At 72.3% G+C, this 16,421-nt stretch carries 14 protein-coding genes; 8 read left to right on the forward strand and 6 right to left on the reverse strand.

What is annotated here, in order from left to right; genetic code table 11:
- Positions 1-454: 454 nt before the first annotated feature.
- Positions 455-1,495 carry a galactose-1-phosphate uridylyltransferase gene (galT, locus tag DFJ69_RS01535; RefSeq protein WP_245973920.1) on the reverse strand — a complete coding sequence of 347 codons (1,041 nt, stop codon included), beginning with the start codon at positions 1,493-1,495 and terminating at the stop codon, positions 455-457.
- A 940-nt stretch (positions 1,496-2,435) separates the two neighbouring features.
- Positions 2,436-3,236 carry a hypothetical protein gene (locus DFJ69_RS01540; protein ID WP_147312163.1) on the reverse strand — a complete coding sequence of 267 codons (801 nt, stop codon included), beginning with the start codon at positions 3,234-3,236 and terminating at the stop codon, positions 2,436-2,438.
- 259 nt (positions 3,237-3,495) lie between these two features.
- Between DFJ69_RS01540 and DFJ69_RS01545 the strand changes: the two genes are divergently transcribed.
- From DFJ69_RS01545 to DFJ69_RS34800, 4 genes are all read left to right on the forward strand, one after another.
- Positions 3,496-4,656, forward strand: a complete 1,161-nt coding sequence (locus tag DFJ69_RS01545; RefSeq protein WP_116020812.1) for an alkaline phosphatase PhoX — start codon at positions 3,496-3,498, stop codon at positions 4,654-4,656.
- A gap of 123 nt (positions 4,657-4,779) precedes the next feature.
- Positions 4,780-5,166 (forward strand): hypothetical protein, encoded by a 387-nt coding sequence (locus DFJ69_RS01550; protein WP_116020813.1) that lies wholly within the window; start codon positions 4,780-4,782, stop codon positions 5,164-5,166.
- A gap of 308 nt (positions 5,167-5,474) precedes the next feature.
- Entirely contained in the window at positions 5,475-6,614 is a 1,140-nt protein-coding gene (locus tag DFJ69_RS01555; protein WP_147312164.1) for a hypothetical protein, read from the forward strand.
- Between the two features lie 71 nt (positions 6,615-6,685).
- On the forward strand, positions 6,686-7,822 hold the full coding sequence (locus DFJ69_RS34800) for an NUDIX domain-containing protein (RefSeq protein WP_211328476.1): 1,137 nt from the start codon (positions 6,686-6,688) through the stop codon (positions 7,820-7,822).
- Between the two features lie 2,115 nt (positions 7,823-9,937).
- On the opposite strand, the gene DFJ69_RS01565 is transcribed toward DFJ69_RS34800, so the two are convergent.
- The 3 genes from DFJ69_RS01565 to DFJ69_RS01575 form a co-directional block, all read right to left on the reverse strand.
- Complete coding sequence (locus DFJ69_RS01565; protein ID WP_116020815.1) at positions 9,938-10,753, reverse strand: PIG-L family deacetylase; 816 nt, start codon at positions 10,751-10,753, stop codon at positions 9,938-9,940.
- A gap of 117 nt (positions 10,754-10,870) precedes the next feature.
- The gene (locus DFJ69_RS01570; RefSeq protein ID WP_116020816.1) at positions 10,871-11,746 is read right to left on the reverse strand and encodes a class II glutamine amidotransferase; all 876 of its coding nucleotides are present in this window, start codon (positions 11,744-11,746) and stop codon (positions 10,871-10,873) included.
- A gap of 88 nt (positions 11,747-11,834) precedes the next feature.
- Positions 11,835-12,707, reverse strand: coding sequence for a class II glutamine amidotransferase (locus DFJ69_RS01575; RefSeq protein WP_116020817.1), 873 nt, complete (start codon positions 12,705-12,707; stop codon positions 11,835-11,837).
- Positions 12,708-12,813: 106 nt separating this feature from the next.
- Between DFJ69_RS01575 and DFJ69_RS01580 the strand changes: the two genes are divergently transcribed.
- From DFJ69_RS01580 to DFJ69_RS01590, 3 genes are read left to right on the forward strand one after another with little or no spacing between them, the layout of a single operon-like run.
- Positions 12,814-13,728 carry an SPFH domain-containing protein gene (locus DFJ69_RS01580; protein ID WP_116020818.1) on the forward strand — a complete coding sequence of 305 codons (915 nt, stop codon included), beginning with the start codon at positions 12,814-12,816 and terminating at the stop codon, positions 13,726-13,728.
- Positions 13,725-13,961, forward strand: coding sequence for a type II toxin-antitoxin system antitoxin (locus tag DFJ69_RS01585; RefSeq protein ID WP_116020819.1), 237 nt, complete (start codon positions 13,725-13,727; stop codon positions 13,959-13,961). Before DFJ69_RS01580 ends, DFJ69_RS01585 begins: the two co-directional genes overlap by 4 nt.
- Positions 13,962-13,964: 3 nt before the next feature.
- Positions 13,965-14,588 (forward strand): GOLPH3/VPS74 family protein, encoded by a 624-nt coding sequence (locus tag DFJ69_RS01590; RefSeq protein ID WP_116020820.1) that lies wholly within the window; start codon positions 13,965-13,967, stop codon positions 14,586-14,588.
- Positions 14,589-14,597: 9 nt separating this feature from the next.
- Here DFJ69_RS01590 and DFJ69_RS01595 read toward each other — a convergent pair whose 3' ends face one another.
- Positions 14,598-15,563 carry an AurF N-oxygenase family protein gene (locus DFJ69_RS01595; RefSeq protein ID WP_116020821.1) on the reverse strand — a complete coding sequence of 322 codons (966 nt, stop codon included), beginning with the start codon at positions 15,561-15,563 and terminating at the stop codon, positions 14,598-14,600.
- A 135-nt stretch (positions 15,564-15,698) separates the two neighbouring features.
- On the opposite strand from DFJ69_RS01595, the gene DFJ69_RS01600 reads away from it, so the two are divergent.
- Positions 15,699-16,385, forward strand: coding sequence for a TetR/AcrR family transcriptional regulator C-terminal domain-containing protein (locus DFJ69_RS01600; protein WP_116020822.1), 687 nt, complete (start codon positions 15,699-15,701; stop codon positions 16,383-16,385).
- The last annotated feature ends 36 nt before the right edge of the window (positions 16,386-16,421 follow it).

A 16,421-nucleotide genomic window follows, 5' to 3' on the forward strand; every position in this document is an offset into this window, starting at 1 on the left:
CGGGTACTCGCCACCAGCCACCCATCACCGCGTAACCCCCGAAACCTCGCTCCCAGATCCCCCGGGTGCTCGCACACCAGCGGCCCACGACCACGTAGCCCCGGGACCTCGCTCCCCAGACCCACGGATGCTCGCCACCAGCGACCCACGACCGCGTCCCGCCGGAACCTCGCTCTCCAGACCCCCGGACGCTCGCACCCCAGCCACCCACGACCACGTAACCCCGCAACCTCGCTCACCAGACCCACGGATGCTCGCCACCAGCGACCCATCACCGCGTAAGCCCGGAACCTCACTCACCAGATCCCCCGGACGCTCGCCACCAGCCACCCACGACACGTAACCCCGGAACCTCGCTCTCCAGACCCCCGGACGCTCGCACCCCAGCGGCCCGACCACGTAACCCACCGAAGCCCCCATCTGCCGCCGAACGCGAACCCGTGGAGCCCCTCGTTCACACTCGCGGCCGGGCGCCGGTCCCTCCCAGGTCGCGGAGCCGTCGGGCCGCATCCTCGGGGAGGACGTCGTTGATGAAGGCGCCCGCCGCCGACTCGCTGGCGGCCAGGAACTTCAGCTTGTCCTCGGCGCGCTGGGACGTGAACACCCGCAGCGACAGGTGCGCCTGCTCGCGGCTCCTCCGAACGGGGGCCTGCACGACGTGGGCGACGTATGGGGGACGCGGGTCGAAGAGACGGTCGAACCTGTCCAGGACCTCGGCGTACAGCATCATCAGCTCGACGCGTTCTCGCTCGTCGAGGGCTTCCAGGTCGGGTACGTGGCGACGCGGGTAGACGTGGACCTCGAACGGCCAGCGGGCCGCCTCGGGCACGAAGGCGATCATCCGCTCCGTCTCCGCGACGACGCGTACCGCCGCCCGTTCCTCCGCCGCCACCATGGAGCAGAACAGGCAGCCGCCTTCTCGGCGGCGGAACCGCTCCGCCGACTCCAGGGCACGGGCGAGGGTGGCGGGCACGAAGGGGTACGCGTAGATCTGGCCGTGGGGATGCTGCAACGTGGCCCCGATGCCGGCGCCCTGGTTCTCGAAGATGAAGACGTACTCCACGCCGGGCAGGGCGGACAGGGCTCGCGTGCGGTCCGTCCAGGCGCGCATGACCGTATCCAGCCGGGCGGCCGGCAACGCCCCGAACCGCGCATGGTGGTCACTCGTGAAGCAGACCACCTCACAGCGCCCCCCGGCCGGACCGCCCAGCGACGGGAACCGGTTCTCGAAGGCCACCACGTGGTAGTCGGCGGCGGGGATCTCCCCCGTGCCACCGCCTCGGGACGGGCACAGCGGGCATTCCTCCCGCGTGGGCAGATGGGTACGGATCTGGCGATGCGCCGCGATGACGACCCAGTCGTCCAGCACCGGGTCGTACCGAACCTCCGAACGCGGCTCCGGACGTGGCAGCGACCGCGGATCGGGAACGCTCCGGTCCAGTCCCGGCACATCGTCGAAGTAGATGATCTCCCTGCCATCGGCCAGCCGCCCCACGGTGCGCCGCCCGTCGACGCCCCCCGCAGCCCCTGCCGTCGCCTCGGTGTCGATGCCGTGCCCCCCGTCCCCTCCACCTGCCCGCCCCCGGGCGCAGCCGAACGTCCGCCCTACGCGAGGACGAGAATGCCAGGCATCCACCCCATCCTGCCCACCGCCCACGCATCAGCCGCAAACCCCCACACGCTCCCGCCGTCCAGGCGGGGCGCCCGGGCCCCTGCACCACGAGCCATCGGGCACGGCGCTGTCACTCAGCCCCAAGCGGTTCCGCTCACATCGGGCCGAGGTCAGAGTGGGCATTCACAACCGACGGCACGCGCCCCGCAGCCTGGACGACCACAAGGCACGACCACGGTCACCACCTGCCGCCGCGGGCGTGGGCACCACCTGTCCCCGGGACGTAACCGACGCAGAGCATTCGCGCAGGCCGTGCTCGGGTCGAACTCACCGACTGGCTGCATCCAACGAACGGAATGCACAAGAATCAGGTGGCAGGCGCCAGTGCCATTACGGACGTCACCAGCATAAAGGACGCGCCCCGCACACCTCGCATGTGCAGACATCACCGCCCCTGGAACACGGCCGGTCGATCCAGCACAACAGGACCAAGGCCCCAACGACAGCCCGAGCACCATTTCCCAGCCCCAATCATCCAGAGACGAAACCGCCTTTCCCCGTAACCCGACGACTTCACCGGGAAACCCGCAAAAGATTCCCCCTCGCTCAAGGCCGGCCCCTGCCATGGCGCGGCTTCTCCAGAAGGTGGAACGCTCCTCAAGGTCGTCCCGCCGCTCGAAAGGCGCCTGGTGCTGCGGACGGACCCAGAAGCGGTAACCCGGAGGGATGCCCTGTCACTCGAAGCCCATCTCGTCCGTGGCGCCAGCCACCCAAGACGGAACTCCCAACGCCGACGCGACGTTCCGCCTCGCCAAGGCCCACCTCAAGACGCCGAACGCTCCTCCTCGAAGGCGTCGTCCCGCTCAAGGGCGGCCCTCGACGTGGCCAGGGTCCGGAGGGCGCGGGTCAGGGGCCGCGTGTCAGGTGGGTTGGCGGTGGGGTCGGTCAGGTAGTCGGAGCACCTCTGAAGCCAGTGGTCGATGGTGCGCTCCGCGCGGGTGGCGTCGCGGTGGGCGGAGTCGAGGGCGGCGGTGCGCCGGAGCTCCACGATGGCCGCCCTCAGGTCGCGGTCGGCGGCCAGGCGTTTGACCTCGGCCAAGGGATATCGGCCCAGTTGGTCGGGGGTCAGGCCGTGGTGGGCGGCGATGCGGGTGAACTGGTCGCTTGAGCAGCCGAGCAGGGTGGCCGCGCCCTTGGCGTGGACCGTGTCGAAGAGGGCGCCCTTGCGCGCCCGGACGGTCTCGGTGACGTGGTCGGCGTCGAGGCCGTCGAGGTCGTGCGGGTCGTACAGGGCGCGGCCCTGGTAGTGATCGATGAGGGGCAGCGCGCCGGCGACGACGAGGGCCTCGACGTCGGCGCGTTCGACGTCGAGGCCGATGCGGACGGAGAGCCGTTCGGCGGCCTTGATGGCGCCGATCGGCGGCTCCTCTCCCAGGGCCGACCGGATGTCCGTCGCGCGTCGGGCCGTCTCCTCCACCAGGGCCGCCGACCAGCGCCCGCCCGTCAGGTCGGGAGGCGGGACGAGCCCGCGCTCCCCCGCGAGTCGGAGCTGCCAGCGGGCGAGGTCGAGCCTGGAGGCGAGCCGGCCGAATCCGCAGCCGTCGCCGTTCGTGAACTCCGCCATGATCGTGAACCCTTTCCGTGAGGTGTTGCGGTCCATCGTCGTGCGGCGGGAGAACACCCGAAAAGCGGAACGCGATTCTGTGGACAGACGTCGATCGTTGCCGAGGCAAATGTCCGAAGCCTGCCGATATGAACAAGGCCACACAGCGGACATCTGACGTTCATCGCAGGAGCAATGACGCCCCACGCCGCCCCTTATTACACTCGGCGATGCCGCGGCAACGGATCGTCTTCACACCCCCCTTCAGGAGACATCTTCGATGGAACGCCGTACCTTTCTCCGTGCCTCGGTCGCCGGGGCGGGAGCCGTCGCATTCTCCGGCGGCCTCTGGCAGAACGCCGCATTCGCCGCCCCCGCGCAGAACGCGGCCGGCCCCTACGGATCGCTCCAGGCGGCCGACGCCAACGGCATCCAGCTCCCCGCCGGCTTCACCAGCCAGGTCGTGGCCCGTTCCGGTCAGACGGTCCCCGGCACCTCGTACACGTGGCACGGCGCACCCGACGGCGGAGCCTGCTTCGCCGACGGGAGCGGCTGGATCTACGTCTCCAACGCCGAGCTGAGCGCCCCGTCCGGCGGCGCCTCCGCCCTGCGGTTCAACTCCAGCGGCACCGTCACCTCCGCGTACCGCATCCTGAACGGCACCAGCCGCAACTGCGCGGGCGGTGCCACGCCCTGGAACACCTGGCTCTCCTGCGAGGAGGTCGACACCGGCCGCGTCTGGGAGACGTACCCCTTCGGCGGCACGGCCGTGGTCCGTCCCGCGATGGGGCGCTTCAACCACGAGGCCGCCGCCGCCGACCCGGTGCGGCGCGTCATCTATCTCACCGAGGACAAGAGCGACGGGTGCTTCTACCGGTTCGTGCCCACCACCTGGGGCGACCTGTCCTCGGGGACGCTCCAGGTCCTGAAGGCGGGCACCGGGACGTCCGGCTCGTTCACCTGGGGAACGGTCCCGGACCCGGACGGCTCCCCCACGGCGACCCGCAGCCAGGTCTCCGGCGCCAAGCGGTTCAACGGCGGCGAGGGCTGCCACTACGCCGACGACACGGTCTGGTTCACCACCAAGGGGGACAACCGGGTCTGGCAGGTCAACCTGGCGACCGGCACCTATGAGCTGGCGTACGACGACAGCCTCGTCAGCCCCGGGACGCCGCCGCTGACCGGGGTCGACAACGTCACCGGCTCCGGCTTCGGCGACCTGTACGTGGCCGAGGACGGCGGCAACATGGAGATCTGCATGATCACGCCGGATGACAAGATCTCGGTCTTCCTGCGGATCAACGGCCAGAGCTCGTCGGAGATCTGCGGCCCGGCGTTCAACCCGGTGGGCAACAGGCTGTACTTCTCCTCCCAGCGCGGCACCTCCGGCTCCTCCTCCGGAGGCATCACGTACTGCGTCACCGGCCCGTTCCGCACCTGACCCCCCGTGGCCGCGCGCACCCACCCTCCCGTGCGCGCGGCCACACCCTCACGGACCGTCCTCCCCCACGCCCTCCGGACATGGCCCCCGATGTCCGGAGGGCGTCGGCCTAAACTGCGGATCATGCGGCGACCGTCCAGCACGGTGATCGTGGTGGTGGGGGACGACGCCGGAGCGGTCGTCTCCGGCCTCGACGCCCTGCACAACGTGCGCGCGGCGCCCCGGGGAGAACGAGCCCCCGCCGAGCACACCGCCCACGCGGCCCACACCGCCGCGACCTACTACGTCGTTCTCTCCCCTGAGGAGATGCCCCCCACGAGGCGGCACTGGTGGCTGGGCGTGCTGTCGGGGGCCGCACCCTCCCGTGTCGTCCCCGCCCGGCCGTCCACGGCCGTGGTCGCCGACGCGTTGGGGCGGCTGTCGGTCGGACGGTGGTGGCCCGCCGACCTGGAGGGGTGGTTGCGCGGACTCCCCCGTGTGGTCCCCGACCGCGCCGGGCCCCGCATCTGAGCGGTACGGGCGGCACCGGGTACGGGCGACGTCTCCCGTTCTGGGGCCTCTCCCCGGGGGAGGGCGCACAGGCCCCAAAGGGGGTGTGCGAGGGCGGAAGACGGCGGGCATTCCGGCGCAAGGAGCCCGAATCACTGGGATCGGTGGCGAGTGGATCGCTTTCCGTAATCCAAGCCCTGTGTTCGAGCGTCTCAACCTGTGTACGATCAGCGCCCTTACGGTTACGTGAAGCCACCTCCCAGGACACCATGAACCGCCTCATCGCAGTGTTCCGAGCCGCCCCACGGGTTACCGGCGTCCCGCGGTGCGTGCGCGGGTCGTTGGGCTGCGCGGTGCTCGTCTTCCTCCTCTCCTCCCTGGGCGCGAGCCCGTCCCACGCCGCGACGGTGGAGACCTCTCCGCGAACGTGCCAGGAGATCGGGAGGGTCGCCGGCCAGCAGGCCCGGGAGGTCTGCATGCAGATCTGGCGATCCGCGAAGCGGGACGGGCGGCAGCACGAGCACCTTCCCCCCGGGCTCCGTCGCAAGTCCGGCGGCCCGTCCCGCGAGCGTTCCGGGCCCTCACGTCGGCACGGCCCCGAGCCGGCCCCCTCCCGGCGACGGGACGGCGCTTCCACCCCGTCCCGGGCGCCCGGCGAGGGCGTGCGCCCCACGACCATCTGGACGTCGCCCGTTCCGTCCCCTGGGCCCCGGGCGGTCACCGAAGAGCCCCTGAACGGGTCGTTGCCGCCGATCCCGCTGCTGGGGCTGCTGTTGTTGATCCTGCCTCTCGCCGTGGTCGGCCTGACCGTACGCCGACGCGCTTTGGCGCCCGTCCTCGCGGTCGGAGGGCTCGCCGCCCTCGCGACGTCGGCGGCACCGGCCCGCCGTGTCGCGCTACGGGACGTTCCGGACCCGTTCGCCGTCCCCGTCCTCGCGCTCGACGGGCAGGGCGGGACGGGGGTGGCGCGGTCGCTCGTCCTGTCCGCGCTGGAGACGGCCGACGAGACGTGCCTGGTCGTGCTGCCGTGCGCGGACGCGATGGCCTTGTTCGGGCTGGACGAGGACGATCTGCTCGACGAGAGCCTGGAACGACTCTTCCTCCCCGGGACCCTGGACGCGGCGCTCGCCTTCCTGGAGACGGAGCTGAGCATCCGCGACGGCTCGGCCGCGATCGGCACCGAGCCCAGGCTGCTCCTGGTCGCCGACTGCGAGCGGCAGGGGCCGCGCATCGCCGGTCTGTCGGACCGCCACCCCGGGGGCTTCTCGGCGGTGGTCCTCGGCGACTGGCCGGACGACCAGGTCACCATCGCCGAGGACGGGCAGGTCTCGCTCCCGCTCTCCCTCGCCGGCCGGCTGCCCGAGCACGTCCAGCCGATCTCCCGTTCCGAGGCCCGTGACCGCCTCGCCGCGCTGGCCCGGGCCGGCGACCGCAGACCCACCAGGCCCAAGCGCCGACGCCGACGCTGAGGCGCGGCCCCGCTCCGCATCCGGGGCGAACAAGGGACGAAACGGGACGTCGCCGGCTACGGTCTTGTCCCATGGACGGAAGTGGTGAAGGCGGCGGCGTCCGCGGCTCGCTCGGAAGGGTGCTGACGGACATCGCCGCCGAACGGGCGGCGCAGGACACCCTCTGGGGCGTCCGCGATCTCCCCGACGGGACCGGCGACCGATACGGGGAACGTGCGGAGGAGGCCGAACGGGAGGCGGCCGCCGCCTCCTCGGAGGGGCGGCTCACCTGGCGCCTGCTCCTGACCGAGGAGTTCTGGGAGGCTCTCGCCGAGAGCGAGCCCGAACGGCTGCGGGAGGCACTGGTCCAGGTCGCCGCCGTCGCGGTCCAGTGGGTGCAGTCGCTCGACCGCAGGAGCGGGGCGATGGCCCACCGCCCCAGGCTCCGTGGGGGGCGTCCCGAGAAGCTCGTCCGGGACCGGATCCCGGAGATCATCCAGGCCGCCGGCCGGCGACCGGAGACCCGGGTCACCGAAGGCGGCGAGTACCTCGCCTTCCTGCGCGCCAAGTTGTACGAGGAGGCCGGAGAATACGTGGCCGGCGGCGATCCCACCGAGCTGGCCGACGTACTGGAGGTCGTGCTCGCCCTGGCGTCGCACCACGGAATCGAGCCCGAAGCCCTTGAACGCATGCGGGCGGCCAAGACCGCCGAACGCGGCGGGTTCAGCGAACGCGTCCTGCTCCGCCTGCCCGAGCCCGAAACCCGCCAAGCCGCACCGCGCACCCGCCACGCCGTACGCGCCCTCCTCTTGGACGAGGACGGCCGTCTGGTGCTGTTCCACCGGGTCAAGCCGGGCCTCCCGCCCTACTGGTCGACTCCCGGCGGCGGGGTCGAGCCCACCGACGCCGGACCGGAGGAGGCGCTCCGCAGAGAGCTGGACGAGGAACTCGGCGCGACCGTCGGGCCGCTGCGCCAGGTCTTCGCCTACGCCGAACAGACTTTGGGCCTGCACTACCTCAGCACGTTCTACCTGTGCCGCCTGACGTCGCTCGACCTCTCCCGCAGGCACGGCCCCGAATTCGACGACCCGTCGAAGGGCACCTACGACGTGGACCGCGTCCCCTGCACCTCCAAGGCGATCGAGGCCCTCGACCTCTTCCCCGCCTCCCTGGCCGCCTACCTCCGCGACCACGCGGAGGACCTACCGACCCTGCTCCCCCACCGGTAACCCGCCCCAGCCGCGTGGGCCAACCTCCTCCCCCGCGTGGAGCCACCTCGTCTCGGAACCCGCGAACGCCGAAGCTCACAAGCCCCGCCCCGAGGTCGGCACACCGAGACGGACCCGCCCGCCGCGACCGACGTGGCAGACCAACGTGGGCTGACAGAGGCCGGCCCGACCGACCCAGCCAGATCAGGATGGCCGGACCCGCGCGGACGAACCGAAGTGGGCGCACCGGGACTGACCCGCCCAACGAGGAACTCGGCTGCACAAGCCCCGCCGGGGCGCGGCGATCACCGTCGGCCGGACCGACGTGGCTGAACGGGCACGGCCCAGGCCGAGGCGGTCGGATCGACGTCGGCCCGACCGCGGTGGCCGAACACCCGTGGGCCATGCCAAGGCGCGCGAGTCAAGGTGGGCGGACCACCCGAGGCCGAACGGGATTCAGCCCTGCCGAGCTGCGTCGAGCGACCTGGGGACGACATCCCTGACCGAAACAGCGCCAGCCCGCCGAAGTGACCGGATCAACATGAGGGCGGACCGCCGCGGCCGAATGGGCGGGCGTCCCAAACGGCCTGACCACCGAGAGCACGGCCGCCATGAACCGACGACCAAGACCGCACCGACGCAGGCCCGGTCAAGGTGCTCGAACCGAGGCGACTGGACAGGCCCGGCCGACCCGAACGCCCCAGCACGGAGGGTTTGATGGCCGCGGCCCGACGGCTCAGGTCGAAGGGGGCGCGAGCCCGGCCGAGGCTCGCAGATCGACATGGGAACGACCTCCCTGCCTGAACACGCGCGGGCCCGCCGAAGTCACCGAATCGACGTGGGACGGGTCGCCGTCGCCGGACGGGCGTGGCCGACCTAGACGGCCCGACCCCCGAGGGTCCGACCCCCATGGCACGCCGCCCGCCATCACTGCACCGGCGCGGGCCCGGCCGAGGTGCGCGAACCGACCTGGCTGGACGGGTACGGGCGGGTCGAAACGGCCCGGCCGCCGGGGGCCCGGTCGTCGAGGACGGTCGCAGTGGAACCGGTCGCTGTGGATTCGGTGGATCCGGTCGCGGTGGGCCCGGTCGCCGAGCGACGGTCGCGGTGGGGCGGCTGGGGCGGCGGGGTGGGCGTGGCTCGGCGGGTTAGCCGTGTGGCCCGATCGTCGAGCGACGGTCGCGGCGGGCTCGGTGGGCCCGGTCGCAGTGGAACCGGTCGCTGTGGATTCGGTGGATCCGGTCGCGGTGGGCCCGGCCGCCGAGCGACGGTCGCGGTGGGCGGCTGCGGTGGCAGGGCGGGGTGGGCGTGACGCGCGAGGGTCCGGCGAGGGAGAGTCTGATCGGATGGTGGACCGCGTGGTGCGGTGGGGGTCGTTGCGAGCGTGGCTCGGCGGGTTGGCCGTGTGGGCCCGGTCGCGGTGGGGCAGCTGCGGCGGCGGGGCAGGGTGGGCGTGACGCGCAAGGGACCGAGGGTGGGTCGGAGCCGGTGGTGGGGCCACGTGGTGCAGGTGTGGGGTCGTTGCGAGCGTGGCCCGGCGGGGCCGGGGTGGAGGAGCGCCGCGGGGTTGGCCGTGTGGGCCGGTCGTCGAGCGACGGGCGCGGTGGGCCCGGTCGCCGTGGCCCGGTGGATCCGGTCTCGATGGCCCAGTCGCCGAGCGACGGTCGCGGTGGGGCGGCTGCGGTGGGGCAGCTGCTGTGGCGGGGCGGGGCGGGGCGGGTGGGGTGGGGTGGGCGTGACGCGCGAGGGGCCGGGCGAGGGTGAGTCGGATCGGAGGGTGGACCGCGTGGTGCGGTGGGGGTCGTTGCGAGCGTGGCTCGGCCGGGCCGGGGTGGGCGAAGCGCCGCCGGGTTGGCCATGTGGGCCGGTCGCCGAGCAACGGTCGCCGTGGGCCCGGTGGAACCGGTCGCGGTGGGCCCGGTCGCCGAGCGACGGTCGCGGTGGGGCGCCTGCGGCGGTGGGGCGGGGCGGGCGTGACGCGCAAGGGTCCCGGCGGGGGTGGGTCGGATCGGAGGGTGGACCGCGTGGTGCGGTGGGGGTCGTTGCGAGTAGGGCTCGGCGGGGCCGGGGTGGGGGGAGCGCCGCCGGGTGGGGTGGGGGGAGGTGGGTTGTGGGGGTCTCGGGGTGGGGTGGGGGTCAGCGGAGGCCGGCGAAGAGGTCGTTCTCTTGGGTGGGGGCGTCGATGCGGCAGATGCGGCGGACGAAGTGTTCGTGGCCGAAGGCGAACTGTTGGATGTCCTCGGGCAGTTGGAGGAGGAACATGCTGTCGCCCTGGCTGGCGTGGGCCTGGAGGGCCTTGCGCTTGTGCTCGACGTAGGCGGAGACGTCCAGGGTGCAGGTGATCAGCTCGTCGGGGGTGCCGAACTCCTCGGGGAGCTCGTCCTCGCCCATGTCGATGCCCTGCTCCTTGGCGTAGGCGAACATCTGGGCGATGCCGGAGCGCGGGATGGCCGAGTAGTAGAGCTTGTCGGGGATGCCGGTCAGCTCGGTGGCGGCCATGGCGATGCGGTGGGCCTGGATGTGGTCGGGGTGACCGTACCCGCCGATCTCGTCGTAGGTGACGACGACCTGGGGGCGGTACCGCTCCATGAGGGCGGCCAGGCGGCGCGCGGCGTCGTCGAGGGGGATGTTGGCGAAGGCGTCGGGGGCGTGGTTGGTGTCCCAGCCGTCCATGCCGGAGTCGCGGTAGCCGAGCAGCTCGACGTCGCCGATGTCGAGGTGGGCGGTGGACTCGCGCAGCTCGCCGAGGCGCCTGCGGGCGACGTCCTCCTGGTCGTGGGCGGGGTCGCCGGGCTTGACGCCGCCGGGCCCGTCGCCCTGTTCGCCGTTGGTGCAGGTCACCAGGACGGTCCTGACACCCTCTCCGGCATAGCGGACGAAGGCCCCGCCGGTGCCGATCACCTCGTCGTCGGGATGAGCGTGCACGGCCATCAGAGTGAGTTCGCGATCCATGAGTCCCCGTGTCCCTGGAGTGGTGGTCGTTCGACGCGGCCACTGTACTCAGCGGCACCGACATTTCCGCGGCCGTGATGCGCCTCGCACCGTCGGAGGCGGGCCGTGCGCGGGCCGTCAGGCGGCGTGCTCCTGGGAGGCGGCCTCCTTGGCGGTCAGGTCGGCGTCGGTGAGGCGGTGGCGCGGCGGGTCGAAGGGGAAGCGGGACTCCTCCTTGAGACCGTCGATGATGAGGAGTTCGCCGGGCTCCAGGAGCCGCCAGCCGGGGTCGTCGTCCATCGGCTCGCTCGCCACGACGTAGGCGGGGACGGCGCGGTCGGGGGCGGTGACGTCGACCGCTCCGGGCTCGTGCGGGGAGGCCAGGTGGCGGACGTGGCCGGGACGGCCGCTGATGCCGTCGCCCTTGGGGGGCAGCGCCCACAGCTCGTTCGACTCGGGGTAGCGCAGGGCCCAGAGGCGGTGCGCCTCGGCGAGGAGGATGTTGAGGGAGTAGACCGGCAGCTCGGCGCCGATGCGGCGGACGGCCTCGATGAGGCCGGTGGTGGTGTCGCCGCAGCGGCGGATCTCCGAGGTGATGTAGGCGAAGACCATCTCCGAGTCGGTGTGGCCCTCGATGAGCACCTTGTCGACGTCCGTGAGCCAGGACCCGAGCACGTCCAGGCCCTTGACGACGCCGTTGTGGGCGAACAGCCGGTCGTACATGTCGAACGGGTGGCAGTTGTGGACGTGCACGGCGCCCGTGGAGGCGTACCGGATGTGCGACACGAACGTGTGGGAGACGATGTGCCGGGCCGTGAGCGCGAAGTCGGCGTTCTCGAAGGCGGGCAGCGGCGCACGGTCGCGCACCGGCTCGTCACCCAGGGAGAACCAGCCGAGACCGACCCCGTGCGGCATCCGGCGGCTCTGCTCCTTGAGGCTCTGCGGGGCGTCCAGCAGCCAGAACGCCGCCTGGACCCGAGGCCCTCCGGTGGTCATCCCGAACAGTCGACACATGTCCCCACCATGCCATCCAAAGTCGGATGTTCGCACGGAGCAAACCCCGAGGCGACGTCAGATACGAAGCACACGGCGAACCCCCACCTCAGGAGGCATGGTGCTGCGAGGCGGCCTCGTGCGGGCTGAGGTCGTCCCGGGAGAGCCGGTGGGCGGGGGCGTCGAAGGGGAAGCGGGAGTCCGCCTGTAGCCCGTCCATGACCAGCAGCTCCCCAGGGTCCAGGAGACGCCAGGCGGGGTCGTCGTCCATCGGCTCACTGGCGACGACGTACGCGTGCACCGGGCTCTCGGACGTCCCCACGTGGACGGACCCGCGTTCACGTCGTCCCGATAGATGCCGCACCTTGTCCGGGCTGCTGAGACCGGTCTCCTTAGGGGGCAGCACCCACAACCGGTGGGTGTCCGGGTAGCGCAGCGCGTACACCCGTCCCCTCTCGGCGAGGATGACGTTCAGCGCGTAGAGCGGCAGTTCCGCCGCGATGCGACGGATGCCCTCGACGAGACCGGTGGTCGTGTCGCCCCGGCGGCGCATCTCGGCGGTGAGGTAGGCGAAGACCAGCTCGGAGTCGGTCTGCCCCTCGACCAGCGCGCGGTCCACGTCGGTCAGCCAGGAGTTCAGCACGTCGAGGCCCTTGACCACGCCGTTGTGCGCGAACAGGCGGTCGTGCATGGAGAACGGCTGGCAGTTGTGCACGTCCACCGCCCCCGTCGAGGCGTACCGGATGTGCGACACGAACGTGGAGGACTCGACGTCGCGGGCCCCCTTGGCGAACTCGGTGTCCATGTAGGCGGCCATCGGCGCGCGGTCGACGACGGGCTCGTCGCCCGAGGAGAACCAGCCCAGGCCGACGCCGTCGGGCATCCGACGGCTCTGCTCCTCGAGGCTGTCGGGGGCGTCCATCAACCAGAACGTCGCCCGGATCCGCGGCCCTCCGGTGGCCATCCCGAAAAGTCGGCACATGCACTCCCCCTGCCCACCGCACGGCCGGGCACGCCTCGGGCCGGGCCGACCCTTGGAAAAGTGATATCACTTTGCTAGATTCGTGACATCGACCAAGGGAGACGCGATGGAGTCTGCGACCGTGAACGTGACCATGCCGGAGCCGCCGATCTCGGAGCGGCCGGCCCGCGACCTGAACGGCTGGCCGATGACGCTCCTCGTGCTGCTGCTGGTCCTGGGCGGCATCGGGCTGATCGGCGGCGGCGGGGTGATGCTCGGCGCGGTCGGGATCACCCTGATCGTCGTGGGCGCGGTCGCCGTGGTGGGCGGCCTGGTGGTCGCCGGCGGGCTCACGTTCGTGGCGCCGAACGAGGCGCGGGTGCTGCAACTCGTCGGCGCCTCCTACAGCGGCACCATCCGGCGGGACGGGCTGCGCTGGGTGAACCCGCTGACCGAGCGACGCCGGGTCTCCACCCGGATCCGCAACCACGAGACCGGCCCGGCCAAGGTCAACGACCTGGAGGGCAACCCGATCGAGATCTCCGCGGTGGTCGTCTGGCAGGTCGAGGACACCGCGCGGGCCTGCTTCGCGGTCGACGACTTCGTGGAGTTCGTGGCGTTCCAGACCGAGGCCGCGGTGCGGCACATCGCCGGCAGCTTCCCGTACGACTCGGCCGACGAGCTGTCGCTGCGCGACAACGCCGACGAGATCACCGCCAGGCTGTCGGAGGAGATCGGCGTCCGGGTCGCCTCGGCGGGCGTGCGGATCATCGAGTCGCGGCTCAACCGGCTGGCCTACGCCCCCGAGATCGCGCAGGCCATGCTGCGCCGTCAGCAGGCCGGCGCGGTGGTCGCCGCCCGGCAGCGGATCGTGGAGGGTGCGGTCGGCATGGTCGAGCTGGCACTCTCGAAACTGGAGGAGCAGCACGTCGTCGAGCTGGACGAGGAGCGCAAGGCCGCGATGGTCAGCAACCTCCTGGTCGTGCTGTGCGCCGACCGGGACGCCCAGCCGGTGGTGAACACCGGCACCCTCTATCAGTGACCAGGGAACGCAAGCGGCTTCTGCTGCGACTCGACCCGGCGGTGCACGACGCGCTCGCGCGCTGGGCCGCCGACGAGCTGCGCAGCACCAACGCCCAGATCGAGTTCCTGCTCCGCAAGGCCTTGGACGAGGCGGGGCGGATGCCCCGCGACGTGGGGCGGATGCGCGGTCCGGGCCGCCCGGCGAAGAACGATCCCGGGACGACGACGTCCGGGGAGGATGACGAGGAGTAACCGATGGTCAGGGTCCCCGAGACGCTGCCGGCCAGGGTCCTCCTGCTGGCCTACGACATGGACCGCGGGCGGCTGACGGCGCGGAGCAGGCTCGGCCACCTGCTGCGCGCCGCCGCGCTCACCGAGCTCTACCTCGACGGCCGGCTGGTGGGCGACCGCCGCCCCGCGATCGGGACCCCCGGCCCCGATCCGTACGGGCTGCTGGCCCAGATCGGCGGCTCCCGTCCGCGGCGCTGGGGGCACTGGGTCGGCAAGGACGGCCGGACGATCGTCGACACCGTGCTGCGGGAGCTGGAGTCCGAGGGCTGGATCCGGGTGGAGTCGCGCCGCAGGCTGGGCGTCGTCCCGGTGCGCACCGTGAAGGTCCGCGATCCGAGGGTGGTCAAGGATCTGTGGGGTCGGGCGTCGTCCGCGCTGCGCGGGCGGCCGGTGGCCCATGTGAACAGCTATGACGCGGCGACGGTGGCGCTGGCGGCGGCGGGCGGGCTGCGGACGGTCATCGGGCGGGGCGAGCGCCGCCGGCACCGTCGCCGCATCGCCGATCTGACCGCCCGCTCGGGCCCCGCGGTCCCGGCCCTCCGCCGGGCCCTGCGCGAGATGGGCGCCGCCGACGCGGTCGCCGGCTGAGGCCGGCCGTCAGGGGAGGGGCGAGGGCTCGGCGGCGCGGAGCCCCGCCCGGTCCCAGATGGTGCGGCTGCGGCCGTCCAGGAAGCCGACCTCGTCGAAGAAGCGGGTGCAGCGCCGCATCGCCCAGCCCCAGACGGCGCGGCGGTGGGGGCTCGCGGCGGCGGTGCGGCGGGCCTCGACGGGGTCGAGCCCGACGGCGGCGTACACGGACGGGTCGATGAGCAGGGCGGGCATGAACGAGGCGAGGCGCGCGACGCCCGCCGCGGCGATCCTCCGGCGGACCGGGTGGACGCGGGCCGTCTGCCGCTTGAGCTCCTCCCTGGCGTACTTGATGTGCCGGGACTCCTCGATGACGTGGATCCTCGACACCTGCCGGACCAGCGGCTGGACGTCCTCGTCGGCCATGGCGACCCGCTGGAACGCGTCGGTGAACTCCTCCACGATCAGCGTCCCCGCGAACATCGGCAGCGGCTGATAGGGGATGGCGAACAGGGCCTTGGCGCCGTGGTGGATCGCCGGACGGGGGTGGTGGGTGCGCAGCCCGAACGCGCGCACCATCCGACCGAACATCACCGAGTGCCGGCACTCGTCGGCCAGCTCGGTGAGGGCGTAGGCCCCGTGCCCGCTGTCGTACGGGGCGCGGTAGGCCGTCTTCAGCAGGATGTTCATCAACAGCATCTCGGACCAGATGCCGAACGAGGCGATCTCGGCGACCTCGCGCTTGGACAGCTCGACCCGCTGCCGGTGCGACAGCGTGTCCCACAGCGGGGTCTCGTACAGGGACACGAGCTGGGGCGGCAGGTAGAACCGGTCGGGGTCCTGGGGCGCCTCCCAGTCGACGTCCACGTCCGGGTCGAAGGAGTGTTTGCGGGAGATCTCGATCAGTCTCCGTGCCACCGGCTCGCGCTCGGTGAGCTCGATGGTGTGGTCGCCGTCCCTGCAGCGGACCACGGCCGTCCCGCCGGTGATGCCCATGCGCGCCTCCTCGCCTCCGTCGGGGACAGCCTTGCACTTACAGCGTAAGTCTGCAAGAGCCGGCAGAACCCGCCGGTCACCGCGCGACCTGCGCGTACCGTGTGCGTAGACCTACGGCGTGACGGAAGGTGACAGGTGGCGGAGCAGACCCAGGGCGACACGCTCCCGGCGGCCGGGACGGCCGCCGCACGGCCGCCGCTGACCTACGCGCGGATCATCGACACCGCGATCGAGCTGATCGAACGGGAGGGTCCGCAGGCGCTGTCCATGCGCCGGGTCGGCAACGAGCTGGGCGTGGCGGCGATGTCGCTCTACAACCACGTGGCCGGCAAGGAGGCCGTGCTCGACGGGGTGGCCGACGAGATCCTGGCGGGCCTGGACGTGCGGGCCGGCGGCGACGACTGGCGCGACCGGGTCCGCGCGCTGGCGCACGCCTTCCGGCGGGCCGCGCACGAGCGCCCGCGCTGCATGTCGGTGGTGCTGTCCCGGTCGATGGACTGGACGCGCGGCCTGCCGGTGATCGAGCAGATGCTGACCATCGGCGAGCAGGCCGGGTTCGAGCGGGAGACCGCCGTGCGGGTGATGCGGACGTTCATCTCGTACGTGATGGGCACGCTGATGCGGGAGGAGGGCACGGTCGACAGGCTGCAGAACGTCGCCCGCGACCGCGACCGGATCGCCGACCTGGTGGACCCCGCGAGGTTCCCGCACGTGGTCGGGGCCGCCCGGGAGCTGCTCCATCCCGACTTCGACGCGGACTTCGCCTTCGGCCTGGACCTGCTGATCGACGCCCTCGACCGGCTCCCGCGCACGGCCTCCTGAGCCCGGCGGACGAAAATGGCCGGCCGACGCCGGCCG

The organism is Thermomonospora umbrina (assembly GCF_003386555.1).
GTDB lineage: Bacteria > Actinomycetota > Actinomycetes > Streptosporangiales > Streptosporangiaceae > Thermomonospora > Thermomonospora umbrina.